This window comes from Enterobacter sp. Sphag1F (genome assembly GCF_014193275.1).
GTDB lineage: Bacteria > Pseudomonadota > Gammaproteobacteria > Enterobacterales > Enterobacteriaceae > Pantoea > Pantoea symbiotica.
The window spans coordinates 287,212-303,486 of sequence record NZ_JACHZD010000005.1; the positions used below are offsets into that span (position 1 = coordinate 287,212).

Here is a 16,275-nt window from a genome sequence, read left to right on the forward strand (position 1 = left end):
TCAGGGATTGATCAACTGTTGTAGTGCCGCGGCGCTGGTTTCATCGTCCGGCACATACACCAGCAGGCGATCGCCGTTGCGCGACGCTGACCACCAGTTATTTTGCCGCAGTGTAAGTTCACCCACTTCGTCGCGGTAAAAGCGTTTCACGCGATTCTCCACCTGGCCCAATTCATAGCGCTGCCAGGTGTGCGCAAACTCATCTGAACTGTTTAACAGGCGGGCAAGAAAGCTTTCCCAGTGCGGATCGCCAAGGTGCTCGCCCATCTGCCCGCGAAACATCGCCACCATCTGCGGCATCACTTCATCCCAATCATTCAGCGCTTTGCGCCATGCAGGATGATTGAATGCCAGCCAGATACAGTTGCGATCTTCCAGCGCGATCTCGGCTAAATCCACGCCCATCAAGGCACACCACGCAGCGTTGTAACCGAGAATATCAAAGCGCGGCGTTTCAATAATCGCCGGTAACTGGATAGCGTCGAGCATCTGTTGATTGTGCGCGGCAATTTTGCAGCAGGCCGCTACCACGCGTACCGAAGGTAACGCATGTCCGGCAAGCGAAAACAGGTGCTGCGTTTCCACATCGTTGCACTGCAACGCGCTGGCAATCGCCGTCAGGGTTTTTGGCGAGGCTTTAATATCACGCCCCTGTTCCAGCCACGTATACCAGGTCACGCCAACATCCGCTAACTGCGCGACTTCTTCACGGCGTAAACCCGGCGTGCGGCGATGGCGCATGCGCGGCAAACCGAGCCGATTGGGATCGAGGTTTTCGCGGCGCGTGCGCAGAAAAGTACCAAGTAATTTGCGGTTGTTTTGTTCGGTGGTAACAGGCGCGGATGCCAGGCTCATAAGCAGATCCTTCGACAAGACGGGTAGTATTTATACCATGATAAACAAGAACTGGTACCCGTTTAATGGTTAGGTGATGCTATGCCGTACTGACAGCAAAAACAAGGTAAAACCGATGCAGACATCGCAACTTCAACGCACAGGATTGATGGTCCTGCTTGCCGGGCAACTGCTGCCCATGATTGATTTTTCTATCGTTAACGTAGCGTTAGACGCGATGGCCCACACGCTACAGGCCACGGCAATCGAGCTGGCGCTGATCGTCGCGGTATACGGCATCGCCTTTGCCATCTGTTTGGCGATGGGCGGGCGCCTCGGTGACAATTATGGCCGCCGCCGCGTGTTCCTCGCCGGAGTATGGATCTTTGGTATTGCATCTTTATTATGCGGCATCGCAAACAGCGTTGGCCTGTTGATGTTTGCCCGCGCGCTGCAAGGCGTGGGCGCGGCCTTTATCGTGCCGCAAATTCTCGCCACGCTGCACATTACGTTGAAGGGCAGAGCGCATGCGCGCGCCATCGGTTTGTACGGCGGTATTGGCGGGCTGGCGTTTATCATCGGTCAGGTGCTGGGTGGTTTTCTTATCAAAGCGGATATCGGCGGTTACGGCTGGCGCAGCGTGTTCCTGATCAATCTGCCGATTTGCCTGTTTGTGCTGATCACCGCGCGCCGCTTTGTGCCGGAAACGCAGAACACCCAGCGCGTGCCGGTGGATGTCAGTGGTACCTTGCTGCTGGCGGGCGCGATTGGCTGCCTGATGCTGGCACTGGCGCTCGGTCCGCTGCTGCATTGGTCGTGGCCGTGCATCTTGCTGCTGGTGCTGTTCCCGCTGTTTCTGCATCGTCTGCGCCAGAGTTCGCTGCGTCTGGAAGCGGCCAACGGCGCGCCGTTGCTGCCGCCTTCACTGCTGCGTCTGCCGAGCGTGCGATTTGGCCTGACGCTGGCGGTGCTGTTCTTCTCCTGCTGGAGCGGCTTTATGTTCTCAGTGGCGTTGACGCTGCAGGCCGGTTTAGGGCTGACAGCGTTTCAGTCCGGGAATGCGTTTATCGCGCTGGGCGTGGCCTATTTTATCGGGGCGATGCAATCGACGCGTATCGTCGAGCGTTTAGGTAAGCGCGGCGCCTTGCTGATGGGCTGCGGCATTCAGATGGTTGGGCTGCTGGCCCTGATCGCCACGCTGCAATTCGCCTGGCCGCAGGTCGGCATCTTCACGTTGATCCCCGCGACATTGCTGATTGGCTTTGGTCAGTCGTTTATTGTCAGCACCTTCTACCGTATTGGCATGAGCGGCGTGCCGCATCATCAGGCGGGCGCGGGCAGCGCGGTGCTTTCAACGGTACAGCAGTCGGCGCTGGGTTTAGGCCCGATGCTGCTGGGCGGCGTATTCACACAGATCTACACGCACGGCAATCATCTGGCGGCGATCACCGGCACGCTCAGCGTTGAGCTGGTGATCATGGCATTGCTGGTGATTTTCACCAGCCTCAATCGCCGCACGTTTCAGCCGGTAACGGCGGAAGGGTAATTCTTGTGAGCAGATTTCAGCAGGAGCTTTCCACCTTATTGTAAAACAACCGAAAATCCGTGAGTCGCGCTGAATTTACCTTTGGCTCAGCGGTCTTTTTTCCGGAACATATCGCCGCAGTTAACGGGCTGAACCGCGTGTTCAGCCCGTTTTTTATGTGGTTCAGGCACAGGAAAAACGGCAGGCTCACAACAGATGAAGAAGATGTTAACCGGGTTACTTTTCATGGTAACCACCACCGCCTTTGGTGCAGATGATTTCACCCTAAAGGATATTCACTTTGCTGGGCTCCAGCGCGTCGCACCCGGCGCGGCCCTGCTGCATATGCCGCTGCGTATTGGCGATCGCGTCAATGATGATGATATTCGCAACACCATCCGTGCGCTGTTCGCCACCGGCAATTTTGAAGATGTGCAGGTGCTGCGTGATGGCGATGCGCTGCTAATTAAAGTCAAAGAGCGCCCGGCGATTGCCAGCATCTCGTTCTCTGGTAACAAAGCGATTAAAGAGGATCAGCTCAAGCAGAACCTTGATGCCTCAGGCGTGCGCGTGGGTGAAGCGTTGGATCGCACCACGCTATCGGATATGGAAAAAGGGCTGGAAGATTTCTACTACAGCGCCGGAAAATACACTGCCAGCGTCAAGGCAGTCGTCACGCCGTTGCCGCGCAACCGCGTCGATCTGAAGTTCATTTTCACCGAAGGCGTGTCAGCAAAAATTCAGCAGATCAATATTGTGGGCAACCAGGCTTTTTCATCGGATGAACTGATTTCGCATTTCCAGCTGCGCGATGATGTGCCGTGGTGGAATTTCATCGCCGACCAGAAATATCAGAAGCAGAAACTCTCGGGCGATTTAGAGACGCTGCGCAGTTATTATCTTGATCGCGGTTACGCGCGCTTTAATCTTGATTCCACACAGGTCAGTTTAACGCCGGATAAAAAACATATTTACGTTACGATAAATATTCATGAAGGCGATGTTTACCATGTTAGCGGCGTAACGCTAACCGGAAATATGGCTGGCTATTCCGACGAGATTGAAAAACTGGCGCAGTTGCCAGCGGGCACCTTATACAGCGGAGCAAAAATCACTGAAAACGAAGAGGCAATTAAAAGCCTGCTCGGTCGTTACGGCTATGCGTTTCCACAGGTGAATACACGATCGGAAATTAACAACAGCGATAAAACCGTACAGTTACACGTGAATGTCGATGCCGGGCGGCGCTTCTCGGTGCGACAGGTGCGTTTCTCGGGCAACGACACTTCGAAAGATGCCGTACTGCGCCGTGAAATGCGTCAGATGGAAGGCGCGTGGCTGGCGAGTAATCAGGTGGAGCAGGGCAAGGCAAGGCTTAATCGTACCGGCTATTTTGAGAGCGTAGATGTCGATACACAGCGCGTGCCGGGCAGCCCGGATCAGGTGGACGTGGTGTATAAAGTGAAGGAGCGCAATACCGGCACCTTTAATGTCGGATTGGGCTACGGCACCGACAGCGGCATCAGCTATCAGCTTGGCGTCAGCCAGGATAACTGGATGGGAACCGGCAACACCGTAAGTTTTAGCGGCACGAAAAACAGCTATCAAACCTATGTCGAAATCGCCGTCACCGATCCCTATTTCACTGTGGATGGTGTCAGTCTGGGCGGCAAGCTGTTCTATAACGATTACAGTGCCGAAGATAACGATCTTTCCGAATACACGCTGAAAAGCTTCGGCGCGGGCAGCACCTTAAGCTTCCCGATCGGGGAAAACAGCAGCGTGAACAGCGGGCTGGATTACGTCTACAACCGCGTCAGCAATATGGCGCCGCAGGTGGCAATGTGGCGATATCTGGGTTCGCAGGGCATTCATCCAAAAGTCATCACCAGCGATGACGACGATGACGATGCCACCGTTGCAGACAAATTTACCGCCAACGATTTCTTCTGGAATATTGGCTGGAGCTACAACTCACTGGACCGCGGCTTCTTCCCCACCTCGGGCGTGAGCGCCGGTTTCAACACCAAAGTGACGATTCCAGGTTCCACCAACAGCTATTACAAAAGCACGCTGACCGCCAACGGCTACTTGCCGCTGAGCAGCGATCATCGCTGGGTGTTAATGGGTCGCAGTAAAGCCGGTTACGCCGACGGCTTAGGCGGCAAAGAAGTGCCGTTCTACGACAACTTCTATGCCGGCGGCTCTAGCACAGTACGCGGATTCTCCTCCAACACCATCGGGCCAAAAGCCGCCTATTACCGCTGCAGCGGCAGTGAAAGCAGTTACGGTGCTTGCCCAGTGGAGAAATCGGATGATGCGGTTGGCGGTAATGCGATGGCGGTGGTGAGCGCAGAGCTGATTGTGCCAACGCCGTTTATCAGTGAGCGCTATGCCGATTCGCTGCGTACCTCATTCTTCGTCGATGCAGGCACCGTATGGGATACCGGCTGGCAGAACACTGCCGCCACCAAAGCGGCGGGGATTCCTGATTATGGCGATCCCAGCCAGATTCGCGTGTCGAGCGGCGTGGCTTTGCAATGGCAGTCACCGCTGGGTCCGCTGGTGTTTTCTTATGCGTTGCCAATTAAGAAATATGAGGGCGATAAGTCGGAGCAGTTCCAGTTTAATATCGGTAAAACCTGGTAGCTGTATTTAAATCGTTAAATGATGAGGTGAGTTTTACATTATCTTTAAACGGTGAAGACAGAATAAATTAGCCAACAGGGTAAAATACCGCTCGTGCAATACTTATGGAATGAGTGTTCGCGAATATCGTTGTTATGCATCTGATTAATTGTATTTCGCCACCCAGATTGGGTGGCTTTTTTATTTGTTAGAGTGGTCGCCATAAATGGCGACCCTACGACAACGGGTTTTGTAGGGGCGCCATTTATGGCGACCTTATAAACAGACGATCACGATTCGATTAAACGCATCCCCGTTTCCGCATCAAACAGATGAATCTTCTCAGCGTTAAAGCCCAGCATAATGCTGTCGCCGCTCACCGCTGCGTGACGGCCAGAAATCTGCATGTGCAACGGCTGACCGTGCCATTCGAGATGCAGCAAAGTGGATTCGCCGGTGATCTCCACCACTTTCACCAACGCTGCGGCGTTGCTGCTGGCTTCCAGCAGATCGTGCGGGCGTACGCCGAGCGTCACGGCTGCGCCTGCATGCTCGCGCGCCGCCGCTTGCCAGCGCGCGGGCAGCGGCTGCCACAGATCCTGACACTGCACGCCGGGCACGCCATCGCGGTCGATCAACTGTGCCGGTAACAGATTCATTGGCGGTGAGCCGATAAAGCGCGCTACAAAGGTATCCGCCGGACGATCGTAAATCGCCAGCGGCTCGCCTTGCTGCACGATGCGGCCATCTTTCATCACCACGATTTGATCGGCCAGCGTCATCGCCTCAACCTGATCGTGCGTCACATAAACCATGGTGGTTTTGAAACGCTGATGCAGCGATTTGATCTCGGCGCGCAACTCCATGCGCAGTTGCGCATCAAGGTTCGACAGCGGCTCATCGAACAGGAATACTTTGGGATTTCGCACCATCGCGCGGCCCATCGCCACACGCTGACGCTGTCCGCCCGACAACGCGCGCGGATAGCGTTGCAGCAGCTTATCAATACCAAGAATCCCCGCGATGCGCGCAATTTTAGTTTGCTGCTCCTCGCGCTTCACCTTCTTCACCTGCATGTGAAACGCCAGATTCTCCGCCACGGTTAAGTGCGGATAGAGCGCATAGCTCTGAAACACCATGGCGATATCGCGGTCGGCCGGATCGCGGTCGTTGATCTGCACTTTATCCATCAGGATCGCGCCATCCGACAAGCTCTCCAGCCCGGCCAGCAAACGCAGCAACGTCGACTTCCCGCAACCGGATGGGCCCACCAGCACGGTAAAACTGCCGTCAGGAATAGTGAGATCGAGCGGATGAAGCACCGACTGTTTTGCGTAGCGTTTGGCCACTTTTACGAGTTCAACACTGGCCATAATTTAAAACTCCTGGGAAAGTTGCAGTTGATGCCAGTCGGGATAACGACGCGGCAAGGTGCTGATAGCCAGTGACGCCACCGAAATACCCCATTGCAAAGCCGTATTGAGATCTTGCTGATGCAGCAGGGCGGTGAGGAATCCAGCGTTAAAACTGTCGCCCGCGCCGATGGTATCCACCACCGTGACCGGACGCGCAGGCTGACTCACTGCATGTTCAGCCTGCCAGCAACGCGCGCCCTGCGGGCCGCATTTCACTACGCAGCCGCCGCGTCCGCTCAGCTGTTGCGCCAGCATGTGCGCGCTGGCAGGCAAGTCGTCTTTCGCCGCCAATCCCAGCGTTTCCACTTCATTGAGCAGCAGCCAGTCACACAGCGGCAGCCATTGCGTGACCTGCTGACGCACCTCGTCCGTCCAGCCCTGCGGCGGCCAGCCGGTATCAACAGCGGTGATAAAGCCGCGCTGCTGTAGCTCAGCCAGCAACGCCGGATATTCGTCATACAGATGCAGGCACAAAAAGGTGCCGCACAGCAACACGATATCGCCGTCAGCCGCTTTAGCAGGCAGCTGATCCAGCACATCCTGCGCGGTGAGTTGCACGATATGGCCGAGATTACTCAGGAAGGATCGCTCGTGATCCGAATGCGTTACGCCAACGGTAAGCGAGGTTTCGCAGCTGTAGCGCGTCCAGTGCGCGGCGCTGTGCGGAAAATGACTCGCCAGCCAGGCGCTCAGGCCATCATCGCCCTGATTAGCCACCGCGCGATGGCGCACCTGCATCGCTTCCAGCGCCAGCGCGCAGTTGCCCGCCGATCCGCCAGGACGCAGTTCGCTGTGATTCAGCATCACTTCGGTACCGCGCTGCGGCCAGTTATCCAGCGTGCCCATGATCAAATCGACATTAATATTGCCCGCCACATACAGCGTGGCGGTGAGTTTATGTTCCATCATCCTTTACTCCCGCCACTGGCAAGGCCGCTGACCAGCGTCTTTTGCAGCCAGATGGCAATAAATAGCGGTGGCACCGACGCCAGAATGCCGACGGCAGCGATTAAGCCATCATCGGTGGCGCGCCCGGCGGTGAATCCGGCAATGGTGACCGGCAAGGTTTGTGCGGCGATATTGCTGGTAAACAGCAGCGCATAGAAAAACTCGTCCCACGCCAGTAGCCAGCCAAACAGCGCGGCGGCACCTAGCACCGGCTTCGCCAGCGGCAACGTAATGCGCAGCAGCACTTGCCAGACGCGCAGGCCATCGAGTCGCGCCGCCTGTTCAATATCCTGCGGCAGCGTATCGAACTGGTTTTTCAGCATCCAGGTGAGGAACGGCAGAATCAGCGAGCAGTAGACGATGATCAAACCGGGCCGCGTGTTAAGCAGATCGAACTGCTGCAACAGGAAGTAGAGCGGTAGCACGAACGCCACCGGCGGCACCATATAGATGGCAAGTGAGGCGAACAGCCAGCCGTCGCGCCCGCGATAGCGCGAGAAGCTGAACGCCGCTGGAATCGCCAGCAGCAAGCAGATGATTGTCGCGCCCGTGGCGACTAACAAACTGTTGCCGAGCGCATGCAGGAACAGCACGCCGGGCTGGCCTGGCTCCAGCGACAACAACTTGCCGTAGCGGGTGAAATCCCACTGGCGCGGTAGCCACTCGAGCGGCACGCGGGTGAGATCGCTGGCGGCGCTGACGCTCATCAAAAACAGCCAGCCCATTGGCGCTAACACTGAGAACGCCACCAGCAGCGCGGCGGCGTATTTGCCAACATGGCGCATTTTAACCTTCATGAGCGCTTCCTTTGCGGCGCTGGCGCCACAGTAACAACATGTAAAGCGTGATCAGCACCGCGCACAGCAAGGTCATCAACATGGCGTAAGCCGCGCCGCTGCCGGCCCGCAAGTAGCTAAACGACTCCTGATAAACGTAGAAACTCAGGGTTTTGGTGCTATCGACCGGCCCGCCGCGTGTCATCACGTATATGATGTCGAAGATTTTGAAGGCGTCGATGGTGCGCAGAACCAGCGCCACGCTGAGCGGGCCAACAATCGCCGGGAAAGTGATGGCGCGAAAACGCCGCCACGCCGACGCGCCATCCAACCTTGCGGCTTCAAACAGATCGTCGGGAATCGATTGCAGTGCCGCCAGCACCAGCAAGGTCACCAGCGGATAGTTCTTCCAGATATCGGCGAACATCACCGCGTTGAGCGCCGAATCCGGCGATCCCAGCCAGCTGCGGTAGCCATCAATAATGCCCAACTGCGTCAGCAGGGCGTTGATGCTGCCGTAATCCGGGTTGAAGTTCAGACGCCACATCATGGCGTTAACGATGGTCGGCAGCGCCCACGGCAGAATCACCAGCACGCGCAGTAGGTTGCGACCGGCGAATTTCTGGTTCAGCAATAGTGCCACCAACACACCGATCACGCCTTCAATCGCCACAGATACCACGGTGAAATAGAGCGTGCGCCACAGCGAGCTGCGAAAATCCGCATCGGTGATCGCAAACAGGTAGTTTTCAAAGCCAATCCAGCCCGGCGCTTCACCGCTGCCAATCAGGGCGGCATCGGTGAAACTTAGCCAGATAGTGCGTAACAGCGGCCATGCGGTGAGCAACAGCATCACCAACAGCATGGGTGCCAGCAGCACCCATGCCTGCCGTTGTTCGCGTTGACGCAAACTCAGCATTGTTGCCCCTTAGCGCAGACGCGCCGCACTCTTATCAACCGCTTGCAGCGCGGCATCTGGCGTTGCGCTGCCAACCAACACCTGCTGCAATTGCTGCTGCAGCGTGTTGGAGAGACGCGAATAGTCGGCGGTTTCCGGACGCGACAGCATCACGTTGAGCGACTTATCCGCCGCCGCGATCAGGCTTTCCTGGTTTTTCAGCACCGCCGGATCCTGGTAAGAGCTTTTCCAGATCGGCAGACTCAGCGTGGCGTATTTGTTCTGCACCGGCTGTGAAGTCATGTAGCTGATGTATTGCCATGCCTGATCCGCGTGGGTGCTGCCTTTGGTGATGCCCAAGCCCATCGAACCGTTCACCGCACCGAATTTACCCGGCGCATCGCCTGGCGCAGGAACGATGCCCACCTGACCGGCGACCTTACTTTGCTTCGGATCGTTGGCCATGTTGTACATGTAGGTCCAATTGAGCGCGAAAGCCGCATCGCCATTGGAGAAGGCTTTACGCACATCTTCTTCCAGATATTCGCGTGACGCCGGGTTGCTCAAGCCTTCATCCAGCGAACTTTTCATCAGCTTCACCGCTTGCAGCGAGGCCGGGGAGGAGAAATCGAGTTTGTCGTTGTTATAGAATTTGCCACCGAAACCCGACACCAGCGTGGTGTAATCGCATACCAGCGCTTCGGCCTGCGACCAGCTCCACACCAGCGGATATTTCACGATGTTCTTCTGTTTGATGATGCGTGCGTCATCCATCACCTGCTGCCAGGTTTGCGGCGGCGTAGTGATACCGGCTTTTTCCAGCATCGCTTTGTTGTAGTAGAGATATTTGGTGTCGAGGATCCACGGCATGCCGAGGGTTTTGCCTTTGAACTCAACGGTGTTCATCGCGCCAGGGAAAATCTGCCCCTTTTCGTCGGCGCTGATGCGGCTGCTGACGTCCTGCAACAGATCAAACTTGGTGAATTCTGCCGGCCAGATGGCATCGAACAGCACCACATCGTAGCCGTTACCGCCCGCGCCACGCGCCGCGACAATTTTGTCGTGCAGCGCTTCGTACGGTACAAACTCAAGATTAACCTGCACGTCCGGGTGCGCTTTCTGAAACTCCTGCGTCATAGCGCGGATATCATTTTCGCTATACGCCGCCTGCGTCATAAACAGCGCATTCAACGTGGTTGCTGCTGCTGCGTTGCCCACGCTGGCTAACAGAACCGCTGCAAAACATCCTTTTATGACTGGGTTGAATCGGATTTTCATGGTGTTTTCCGCCTTGATGCAAAAAGAGGGTGTTTTATTAAATCAATTTGATGGATTTAATAACGCGCACAGGTTGTCAGGTTGCTGCGGCTGACATCGGTTAGCTAAAGCAATTGACGTGCCAGGGCATAAATCTCGTTTGCCACTGGACATTACTTTGCACTGATTTTTGCCGCTGTCATGTAAACAGGTTGTAAAATGTGTGGGTGATCATAGATATTTGTATGGGTTTGAAGCATGCCGATTGTGAAAAGGTGGCGATAACTCTTTTCAGGATGCATTGTTTAGGTGCAGATGCGTTGGGACTTGCTACATGAACGTGCATTCCACAGCGGAAAAATAGCGTTCGTGGTAGCTGGTTATGCTGAGCATGTTCATGCTGATAGAACAGATTTTAGGTATTCATGCCGAGCATGATAACGAGCATTAGCAGCGCTGAGTAGCTGGATAAACAACGTTCGATATCCAGCTAAACAAAATAACCTTTAGTCCGCTATGAGCGAAAAGCGGACGTTCTTACTCAATCTATGAAAGTATGCATCGGTTCTGGCGTCAGGGGATGTTTATCTAATGTATATCGAATTATAGCTGGCAGACTGATGTAATCATCCTATTTATTTTTTTTAACCAAATACTGATTAAATACTTCTGTAATGAAATCCACGAAAACGCGGACTTTTGGCGTCATTTGACGGGTGCTGGGCCAGAGAACATGAAATGTGGTTATCCGGGACATATAGCTGTCCAGTACCGTCTGTAACTGGCCATGAGAAAGTCCATTCCTGATGGCAAAGTCTGGCAGGCAGGCAATGCCCCGTCCTTCTTCCACCAGAAACAGTAACGCTTCCAGACTGCTACAAATCATTGTTGAAGGTAGAGCGTGTCCACCCAGGGTTGCTGTTTTAAGTTTAAGCGGCCACTGTTCCAGTTTTCCGGAACTGGGGTAGCGATAATGCAGGCAGGCATGGGTAGCCAAATCGTCTGGGCGAACAGGAACACCGTGCTTCCCGAAATAGCTTACCGATCCCGCCAGGCAAAGACGAAATGAACCCAGCCGTCGTGAAATCAAGCGGGAGTCATTGAGTTCTCCCCCCCGGATAACGACATCCATTCCCTCATCGATGACGTCACTGAGACGATCGGAAAAGTCGAGATCCAGCTCAATCTCCGGGTATCTCTGCATAAAGTCCGAGATCATCGGTAACATCAGTCCTCCTGCCAACGGAAGTCCGATACGGAGCCGGCCTCGCGGCTGTTCGGTCATAGACAGCAGTTCATCCTCAGCAGCCTGAATTTCATCAAAAATCCGGCGGCATCGTTCCAGAAACACCTCACCCTCAGGCGTTAAATGCACCGAACGCGTGCTGCGCTGAAAGAGACGAACACCAAGTCGGTCTTCCAGCCTGGAGATACTTTTGCTGACTGCTGAGGATGAAATGCCTTTGACGCGGCCGGTGGCGATAAAGCTGCGGGTTTGTGCTACATGAACGAACACTTCCATACCGTTCAGGCTTTCCATCGTACTCTCTCGTAAATGATATTGATGACACTTTTGTCACATATGTTATGCCTGCCAACTGCGTTAATTTCAACAGATAATCAGATTAGTATCTTTCTACAGGCAACAACCTGCGTGCTGTGGCCTCAATAGATAACGTAATGATGCTCGTCTTTAAACGCATCAGCGTTCAGACGCATAAAACTTTTCAGGAGTGGGCAAATATGTCATCAGAAAACAGCGGTAAAGTCTGGTTCATTACCGGGGCATCCAGAGGCTTTGGCTTGCTGTGGGCAACCGCAGCACTCGAACGCGGCGATCGGGTGGCTGTGACTGCGCGAAATGTGGATGCGCTTGATCATCTTTCGCAGAAGTACGGTGACGCCGTATTACCGTTGTCGCTTGACGTCACAGATCGTGGTGCAACTTTTGCTGCAGTTAACCTGGCAACTCATCACTTTGGTCATCTGGACATTGTTCTGAACAATGCGGGTTACGGCCATCAGGGAACCGTGGAAGAGGCAAGTGAAGAAGAAGCGAGAGCACAGATGGAAACCAATTATTTTGGCGTGCTCTGGATCACTCAGGCAGCGTTACCTGTTTTCAGAGCTCAGGGTTTTGGTCACCTGCTGGCCGTTTCTAGTGTGCTGGGTGTATTTTCCGTGCCGACTTTCGGAATTTACAGTGCCTCCAAATTTGCCGTTGAAGGGCTGTTCGACGCACTTTCCCAGGAAGTTAAAAATTTTGGAATCAACGTAACACTGATCGAACCAGCCGGTTATGCCACCGATTTTGGCAACGCTTCTTCCGCTAAGTATTCCGAGCAGATACCCGCCTATGCGCCGGTGCGTGAATCGCTGGCTAAGATGGCAAGCGGCTACGCTTATGGCGATCCGGCTGCAACGTCTCCAGCCATTCTTGCTCTGGTTGACAGCACCAATCCGCCGGTGCGACTTGGTCTGGGGCAAACAGCAGTGCCCGACATGACGGCAACCAGCCAGCAAAAAATTACGACTTGGGAAGCCTGGCGTGACGTATCTGCTGCCGCCCAGGGATAACTTTTTCAGTATCCAGATAATGAGAGGACATGATGAATAACGGTAGAATTCGCGTCGGCATCATCGGTACCGGCGGCTGGGCACGTTACGGCCATATTCCGGCCCTGCAGGCGCTGGATAATTTCGAGGTTGCGGCTCTGGCGGGCAGAAATAAAGACAAGGTAGAGAATTACGCGAATCAGTTTGATATTGGCAAGGCCTACGGCAGCCCGGAGGCTTTGCTGGCCGATCCTGACATTGATCTGGTAGTGGTTCTGGCCCCCACGCCTGAGCACGGGCGTTTGGTGCGGGCGGTGATTGAAGCAGGTAAAGATGTTTACAGTGAGTGGCCGCTTTCCACCTCCACAGCGGAGTCGGAACACGTCATGAGAATGGCGCGTGAAAGAGGGGGCAGGCATATTGTGGGGCTGCAGCGCCGGTTTTCACCCAGCTCACGCTACTGGCATGATTTGCTGAAGCAGAACGCTATCGGACAGATTAGGGCCGTACGCATGTCTGTTGGTGTGAACGCCTTTGGTCAGGTGATGCCGGAGTTTGCTAAATGGGCGCTGGATGCAGCTAACTTCACAGAGCTCTTGTCGATTTATGGCGGCCACTTCAACGATATGCTGTTTCACGGCGTCGGTTTTCCGCAAAAACTCACTGCAGTGATGGAAAACCAATTCCCGGTTACGACGATCGCGGAAACGGGTGAGAAGGTGCCTTATACCAGCCCGAATGAGGTAATGATAATTGGGTCTCTTTCTCACGGAGGGTTGTTCTCAATCCAGTTAGAGGGAGGGCAGAAGCACCGTACCGGTCTTCAGATTGACATTACCGGAACAGAAGGCGTTTTGCGTATCACCAATGCGCGCGGCTTTGAAAACGAAAACGACAACGAGATTGCTATTATGCGTAATGGCATTGAAACGTTTGAAACCCTGGCGGTGCCTGCGGCATACGCATATTTACCCGTATCCCATCTTGATGCCAGCTCACAGGATGTAGCTTATCTCTACGCGGCTTACGCGCGGGACAAAGCGACGGGAACTCATGACGCGACTACTTTTGAGGACGCGTTGCGTCAACATCAGCTTATCGATCAAATCACTGAATCATCCGCACGCTTTTCAGCTGAACAGTCGCTATAAATGCGACTGCTGGAAGGAGCAAGTAATAAAGCGCCAGCGATTGGCATGAGTGGCGGGTTTATCATATAACATTGCGAAGTTAACCCGTCCGGACAGCCGCTATGCTGTCGGATGGGGTTCACTCTGATAAAGGCTGCGAGGTAGTGCTATGCAAACCATTCGTGCTGTTACCCTACCGTCTGAAAGCCGGATCGCTGGCCTTTTTACTTCACCCGAACTGGCCGATGCGTTTGCCATAACTCTTCCATCAGATGCCCCTTCCGGAGTCGAAAGCCTGGCGCGTATTCTGCTGGAAACGCCGCCTCTATGGTTCAGAATGCTACTCGGCTGTCGGGATGCTTTCGTAAAGCCATTCGGAATTCAGACCTCATCTCAGTTACGCAAAAAGCTTATTGACAGCGCAGCGGCACATATTGATTTCTTTCCGGTCATATCCGTGGAGCCACATGAACTCGTTATTGGTGAAAATGACACTCACCTTGATTTCAGGACTTCTGTTCTGGTGCGTAAATGCAGAGAATCAAATAAACAAGAAGTGGTAGTGACGTCAGTTGTGCGTTGTCACAACACATTGGGGAAAGGGTATATCTTACTGATAGCGCCTTTTCATCGCATGGTTGTCCGCTCGATGCTGAAAAGAGCGGCCAGGAAAGGCTGGCGGTGATGCTGTTAACTGGCGGAAGTCGGGTACGGCCTTTGAAAATACAGCCGTACCTCACCACTTATCCCTTAATGCCTTCGACGATGAATACCCGATATTCTGCCCCTTTCAGCCGGTGTTTAAGCGCCTCCTGATAGAGCGGGCTTTCATATGACGCTCTGGCATCGGCAACAGTAGGAAATTCAAGAATGACCGCACCGTCTACCGGCGCGCCCTCCAGAGTTTCAACTGCGCCATAAAATGCCAGTGGTGTAATGGGATGTCCTACCGAAGCGGCCGGAGCACTTTCCTCATATTTTTTGAACTCATCCGGATCGGTAATGCGGTCGCGGACATAAACAATGTAAGCACTCATAGAGACTCCTTCACAATAAACGGGTTGTCAGAACTTCCTGAACAAACATGCTTTCTGCCGCACTGGATTTGTCCGCGCAGACAGTTGTCGCTGGCAGTTCTGATAAAATTTGTATCGCGACCTAACAGATCGCGATTACACAGCGCCATATCAGCTATGCGGACTTTTTCAGGCTGCAGGTTCGTCGCCCAGACGTTCACCCATGTTAAGTTCAAAATCGCCGACCTCTCCGAAACCGGCAGCGGTGAGTCGGGTAAAAGCTTTTTGCGCTTCAGGCCAGGAATCCACACCCTGCAAAATGTGGTTAGATGTCCACAGCTCTCCTTCAGACGGAACTCCGGCGCGTGCGTTGACCATTTTTTTCCCCGTTTCCAGCGCTCTCTTTTCAAACCGCGACATACGGCGAGCAAAGGCATCGACGAAGTCATCCAGCTCGGCGTCAGGAACGGCGCGGTTAACGAAGCCGTAGCGCTCGCCAGTCTCAGCATCAAAGTCGTCGGCACCGCAGACAATTTCCAGTGCTCGTGAACGGCCCGTAAGCGCGGAAAGCCATTCCACACCACCACCTCCGGGAATAGATGAGCCGCCTACCTCAATCAGGGCAAACTTTGCGCGCTCTTTTGATGCAAAACGCATGTCACAGGCCAGCGCAAATTCAAAGCCCTGAGCCCGGGCACGTCCGCGCACCTTGGCTATGCTGATAACGGAAGACTGCACCAGACGCGTAACAAACGTAGGCCAGTGATTAAAAAACGGGGCGGCACCCGGCTGGTCGGGAATAATGGTGCGGCTGACAACGTCATGATGGTTCATAAAGAACTCTTCATCGCCGCTTTCAAAAACGACCACTTTAAGATCCTTATCTTTCTCAATATCGTCCATAAGAACGTTCAGCTCAGCGAACATCCACGGATCAAAAAGGTTAAGCGGAGGATTATTAATGATGATGCGCCAGTAAGCCTGTGATTCACGTACAATATTTAAGCGTTTAGCAGTGTTCATAATGATTTCCAGCCTGAGATGACCTTGCGCAAGGCCACTGATGTTGAGTTTCAGATGCAGCAACCTCTGCAAAGAAGGGCATGCACTGACAAGGTTTACGTGCTCAATATAATGCTTTGGCTGAAAGAGATTAAGATGAGGAAACCTCAGAACACCTGTGACAAAAATGTCATTAATAGCATTCGTAGTTGCGCTGATGAGAATAAAAACTTGCCGGGTGACATCGGCAAAAATCGCCAATGTCCGCTTATAGCACTATGCGGACATTA

Annotated in this window: 14 protein-coding genes; 5 read left to right on the forward strand and 9 right to left on the reverse strand. The window is 54.0% G+C overall.

The window, feature by feature from the left end:
- Positions 1-855 carry a helix-turn-helix transcriptional regulator gene (locus tag FHW71_RS17405; protein WP_179452404.1) on the reverse strand — a complete coding sequence of 285 codons (855 nt, stop codon included), beginning with the start codon at positions 853-855 and terminating at the stop codon, positions 1-3.
- Between the two features lie 115 nt (positions 856-970).
- Between FHW71_RS17405 and FHW71_RS17410 the strand changes: the two genes are divergently transcribed.
- Positions 971-2,380: an MFS transporter gene (locus FHW71_RS17410; protein WP_179452403.1), complete on the forward strand. Its 1,410-nt coding sequence runs from the start codon at positions 971-973 to the stop codon at positions 2,378-2,380.
- A 195-nt stretch (positions 2,381-2,575) separates the two neighbouring features.
- On the forward strand, positions 2,576-5,008 hold the full coding sequence (bamA, locus tag FHW71_RS17415) for an outer membrane protein assembly factor BamA (RefSeq protein WP_179452402.1): 2,433 nt from the start codon (positions 2,576-2,578) through the stop codon (positions 5,006-5,008).
- A 269-nt stretch (positions 5,009-5,277) separates the two neighbouring features.
- Here the strand turns inward: bamA and ugpC are convergent, their stop codons facing one another.
- The 6 genes from ugpC to FHW71_RS17445 form a co-directional block, all read right to left on the reverse strand.
- Complete coding sequence (ugpC, locus tag FHW71_RS17420) at positions 5,278-6,360, reverse strand: sn-glycerol-3-phosphate ABC transporter ATP-binding protein UgpC (protein WP_179452401.1); 1,083 nt, start codon at positions 6,358-6,360, stop codon at positions 5,278-5,280.
- Positions 6,361-6,363: 3 nt separating this feature from the next.
- Positions 6,364-7,308 carry a carbohydrate kinase family protein gene (locus FHW71_RS17425; RefSeq protein ID WP_179452587.1) on the reverse strand — a complete coding sequence of 315 codons (945 nt, stop codon included), beginning with the start codon at positions 7,306-7,308 and terminating at the stop codon, positions 6,364-6,366.
- Positions 7,308-8,147, reverse strand: a complete 840-nt coding sequence (locus FHW71_RS17430; protein ID WP_008108069.1) for a carbohydrate ABC transporter permease — start codon at positions 8,145-8,147, stop codon at positions 7,308-7,310. The genes FHW71_RS17425 and FHW71_RS17430 overlap by 1 nt, the downstream gene beginning before the upstream one ends.
- Positions 8,137-9,045 (reverse strand): sugar ABC transporter permease, encoded by a 909-nt coding sequence (locus FHW71_RS17435; protein ID WP_008108071.1) that lies wholly within the window; start codon positions 9,043-9,045, stop codon positions 8,137-8,139. The genes FHW71_RS17430 and FHW71_RS17435 overlap by 11 nt, the downstream gene beginning before the upstream one ends.
- A gap of 9 nt (positions 9,046-9,054) precedes the next feature.
- Positions 9,055-10,302 carry an extracellular solute-binding protein gene (locus FHW71_RS17440; RefSeq protein WP_061719064.1) on the reverse strand — a complete coding sequence of 416 codons (1,248 nt, stop codon included), beginning with the start codon at positions 10,300-10,302 and terminating at the stop codon, positions 9,055-9,057.
- A 610-nt stretch (positions 10,303-10,912) separates the two neighbouring features.
- Entirely contained in the window at positions 10,913-11,821 is a 909-nt protein-coding gene (locus FHW71_RS17445; RefSeq protein WP_179452400.1) for a LysR substrate-binding domain-containing protein, read from the reverse strand.
- A gap of 140 nt (positions 11,822-11,961) precedes the next feature.
- Between FHW71_RS17445 and FHW71_RS17450 the strand changes: the two genes are divergently transcribed.
- From FHW71_RS17450 to FHW71_RS17460, 3 genes are all read left to right on the forward strand, one after another.
- Positions 11,962-12,858 carry an SDR family NAD(P)-dependent oxidoreductase gene (locus tag FHW71_RS17450; protein ID WP_218889401.1) on the forward strand — a complete coding sequence of 299 codons (897 nt, stop codon included), beginning with the start codon at positions 11,962-11,964 and terminating at the stop codon, positions 12,856-12,858.
- A 29-nt stretch (positions 12,859-12,887) separates the two neighbouring features.
- Positions 12,888-13,988, forward strand: a complete 1,101-nt coding sequence (locus FHW71_RS17455) for a Gfo/Idh/MocA family oxidoreductase (protein WP_218889399.1) — start codon at positions 12,888-12,890, stop codon at positions 13,986-13,988.
- Between the two features lie 148 nt (positions 13,989-14,136).
- Complete coding sequence (locus tag FHW71_RS17460; RefSeq protein ID WP_179452399.1) at positions 14,137-14,652, forward strand: DUF2867 domain-containing protein; 516 nt, start codon at positions 14,137-14,139, stop codon at positions 14,650-14,652.
- Positions 14,653-14,710: 58 nt separating this feature from the next.
- Here FHW71_RS17460 and FHW71_RS17465 read toward each other — a convergent pair whose 3' ends face one another.
- Together FHW71_RS17465 and FHW71_RS17470 are read right to left on the reverse strand one after the other, a co-directional pair.
- Positions 14,711-15,004 (reverse strand): DUF1330 domain-containing protein, encoded by a 294-nt coding sequence (locus FHW71_RS17465; protein ID WP_179452398.1) that lies wholly within the window; start codon positions 15,002-15,004, stop codon positions 14,711-14,713.
- Positions 15,005-15,172: 168 nt separating this feature from the next.
- On the reverse strand, positions 15,173-16,246 hold the full coding sequence (locus FHW71_RS17470; RefSeq protein WP_286176314.1) for an enoyl-CoA hydratase/isomerase family protein: 1,074 nt from the start codon (positions 16,244-16,246) through the stop codon (positions 15,173-15,175).
- Positions 16,247-16,275: the final 29 nt, after the last annotated feature.

Bases quoted from the DNA above. Each gene is read 5' to 3' on its own strand.
- FHW71_RS17405 (WP_179452404.1), bottom strand. From the start codon at position 855: ATGAGCCTGGCATCCGCGCCTGTTACCACCGAACAAAACAACCGCAAA.
- FHW71_RS17410 (WP_179452403.1), top strand. From the start codon at position 971: ATGCAGACATCGCAACTTCAACGCACAGGATTGATGGTCCTGCTTGCC.
- bamA (WP_179452402.1), top strand. From the start codon at position 2,576: ATGAAGAAGATGTTAACCGGGTTACTTTTCATGGTAACCACCACCGCC.
- ugpC (WP_179452401.1), bottom strand. From the start codon at position 6,360: ATGGCCAGTGTTGAACTCGTAAAAGTGGCCAAACGCTACGCAAAACAG.
- FHW71_RS17425 (WP_179452587.1), bottom strand. From the start codon at position 7,308: ATGGAACATAAACTCACCGCCACGCTGTATGTGGCGGGCAATATTAAT.
- FHW71_RS17430 (WP_008108069.1), bottom strand. From the start codon at position 8,147: ATGAAGGTTAAAATGCGCCATGTTGGCAAATACGCCGCCGCGCTGCTG.
- FHW71_RS17435 (WP_008108071.1), bottom strand. From the start codon at position 9,045: ATGCTGAGTTTGCGTCAACGCGAACAACGGCAGGCATGGGTGCTGCTG.
- FHW71_RS17440 (WP_061719064.1), bottom strand. From the start codon at position 10,302: ATGAAAATCCGATTCAACCCAGTCATAAAAGGATGTTTTGCAGCGGTT.
- FHW71_RS17445 (WP_179452400.1), bottom strand. From the start codon at position 11,821: ATGGAAAGCCTGAACGGTATGGAAGTGTTCGTTCATGTAGCACAAACC.
- FHW71_RS17450 (WP_218889401.1), top strand. From the start codon at position 11,962: ATGATGCTCGTCTTTAAACGCATCAGCGTTCAGACGCATAAAACTTTT.
- FHW71_RS17455 (WP_218889399.1), top strand. From the start codon at position 12,888: ATGATGAATAACGGTAGAATTCGCGTCGGCATCATCGGTACCGGCGGC.
- FHW71_RS17460 (WP_179452399.1), top strand. From the start codon at position 14,137: ATGCAAACCATTCGTGCTGTTACCCTACCGTCTGAAAGCCGGATCGCT.
- FHW71_RS17465 (WP_179452398.1), bottom strand. From the start codon at position 15,004: ATGAGTGCTTACATTGTTTATGTCCGCGACCGCATTACCGATCCGGAT.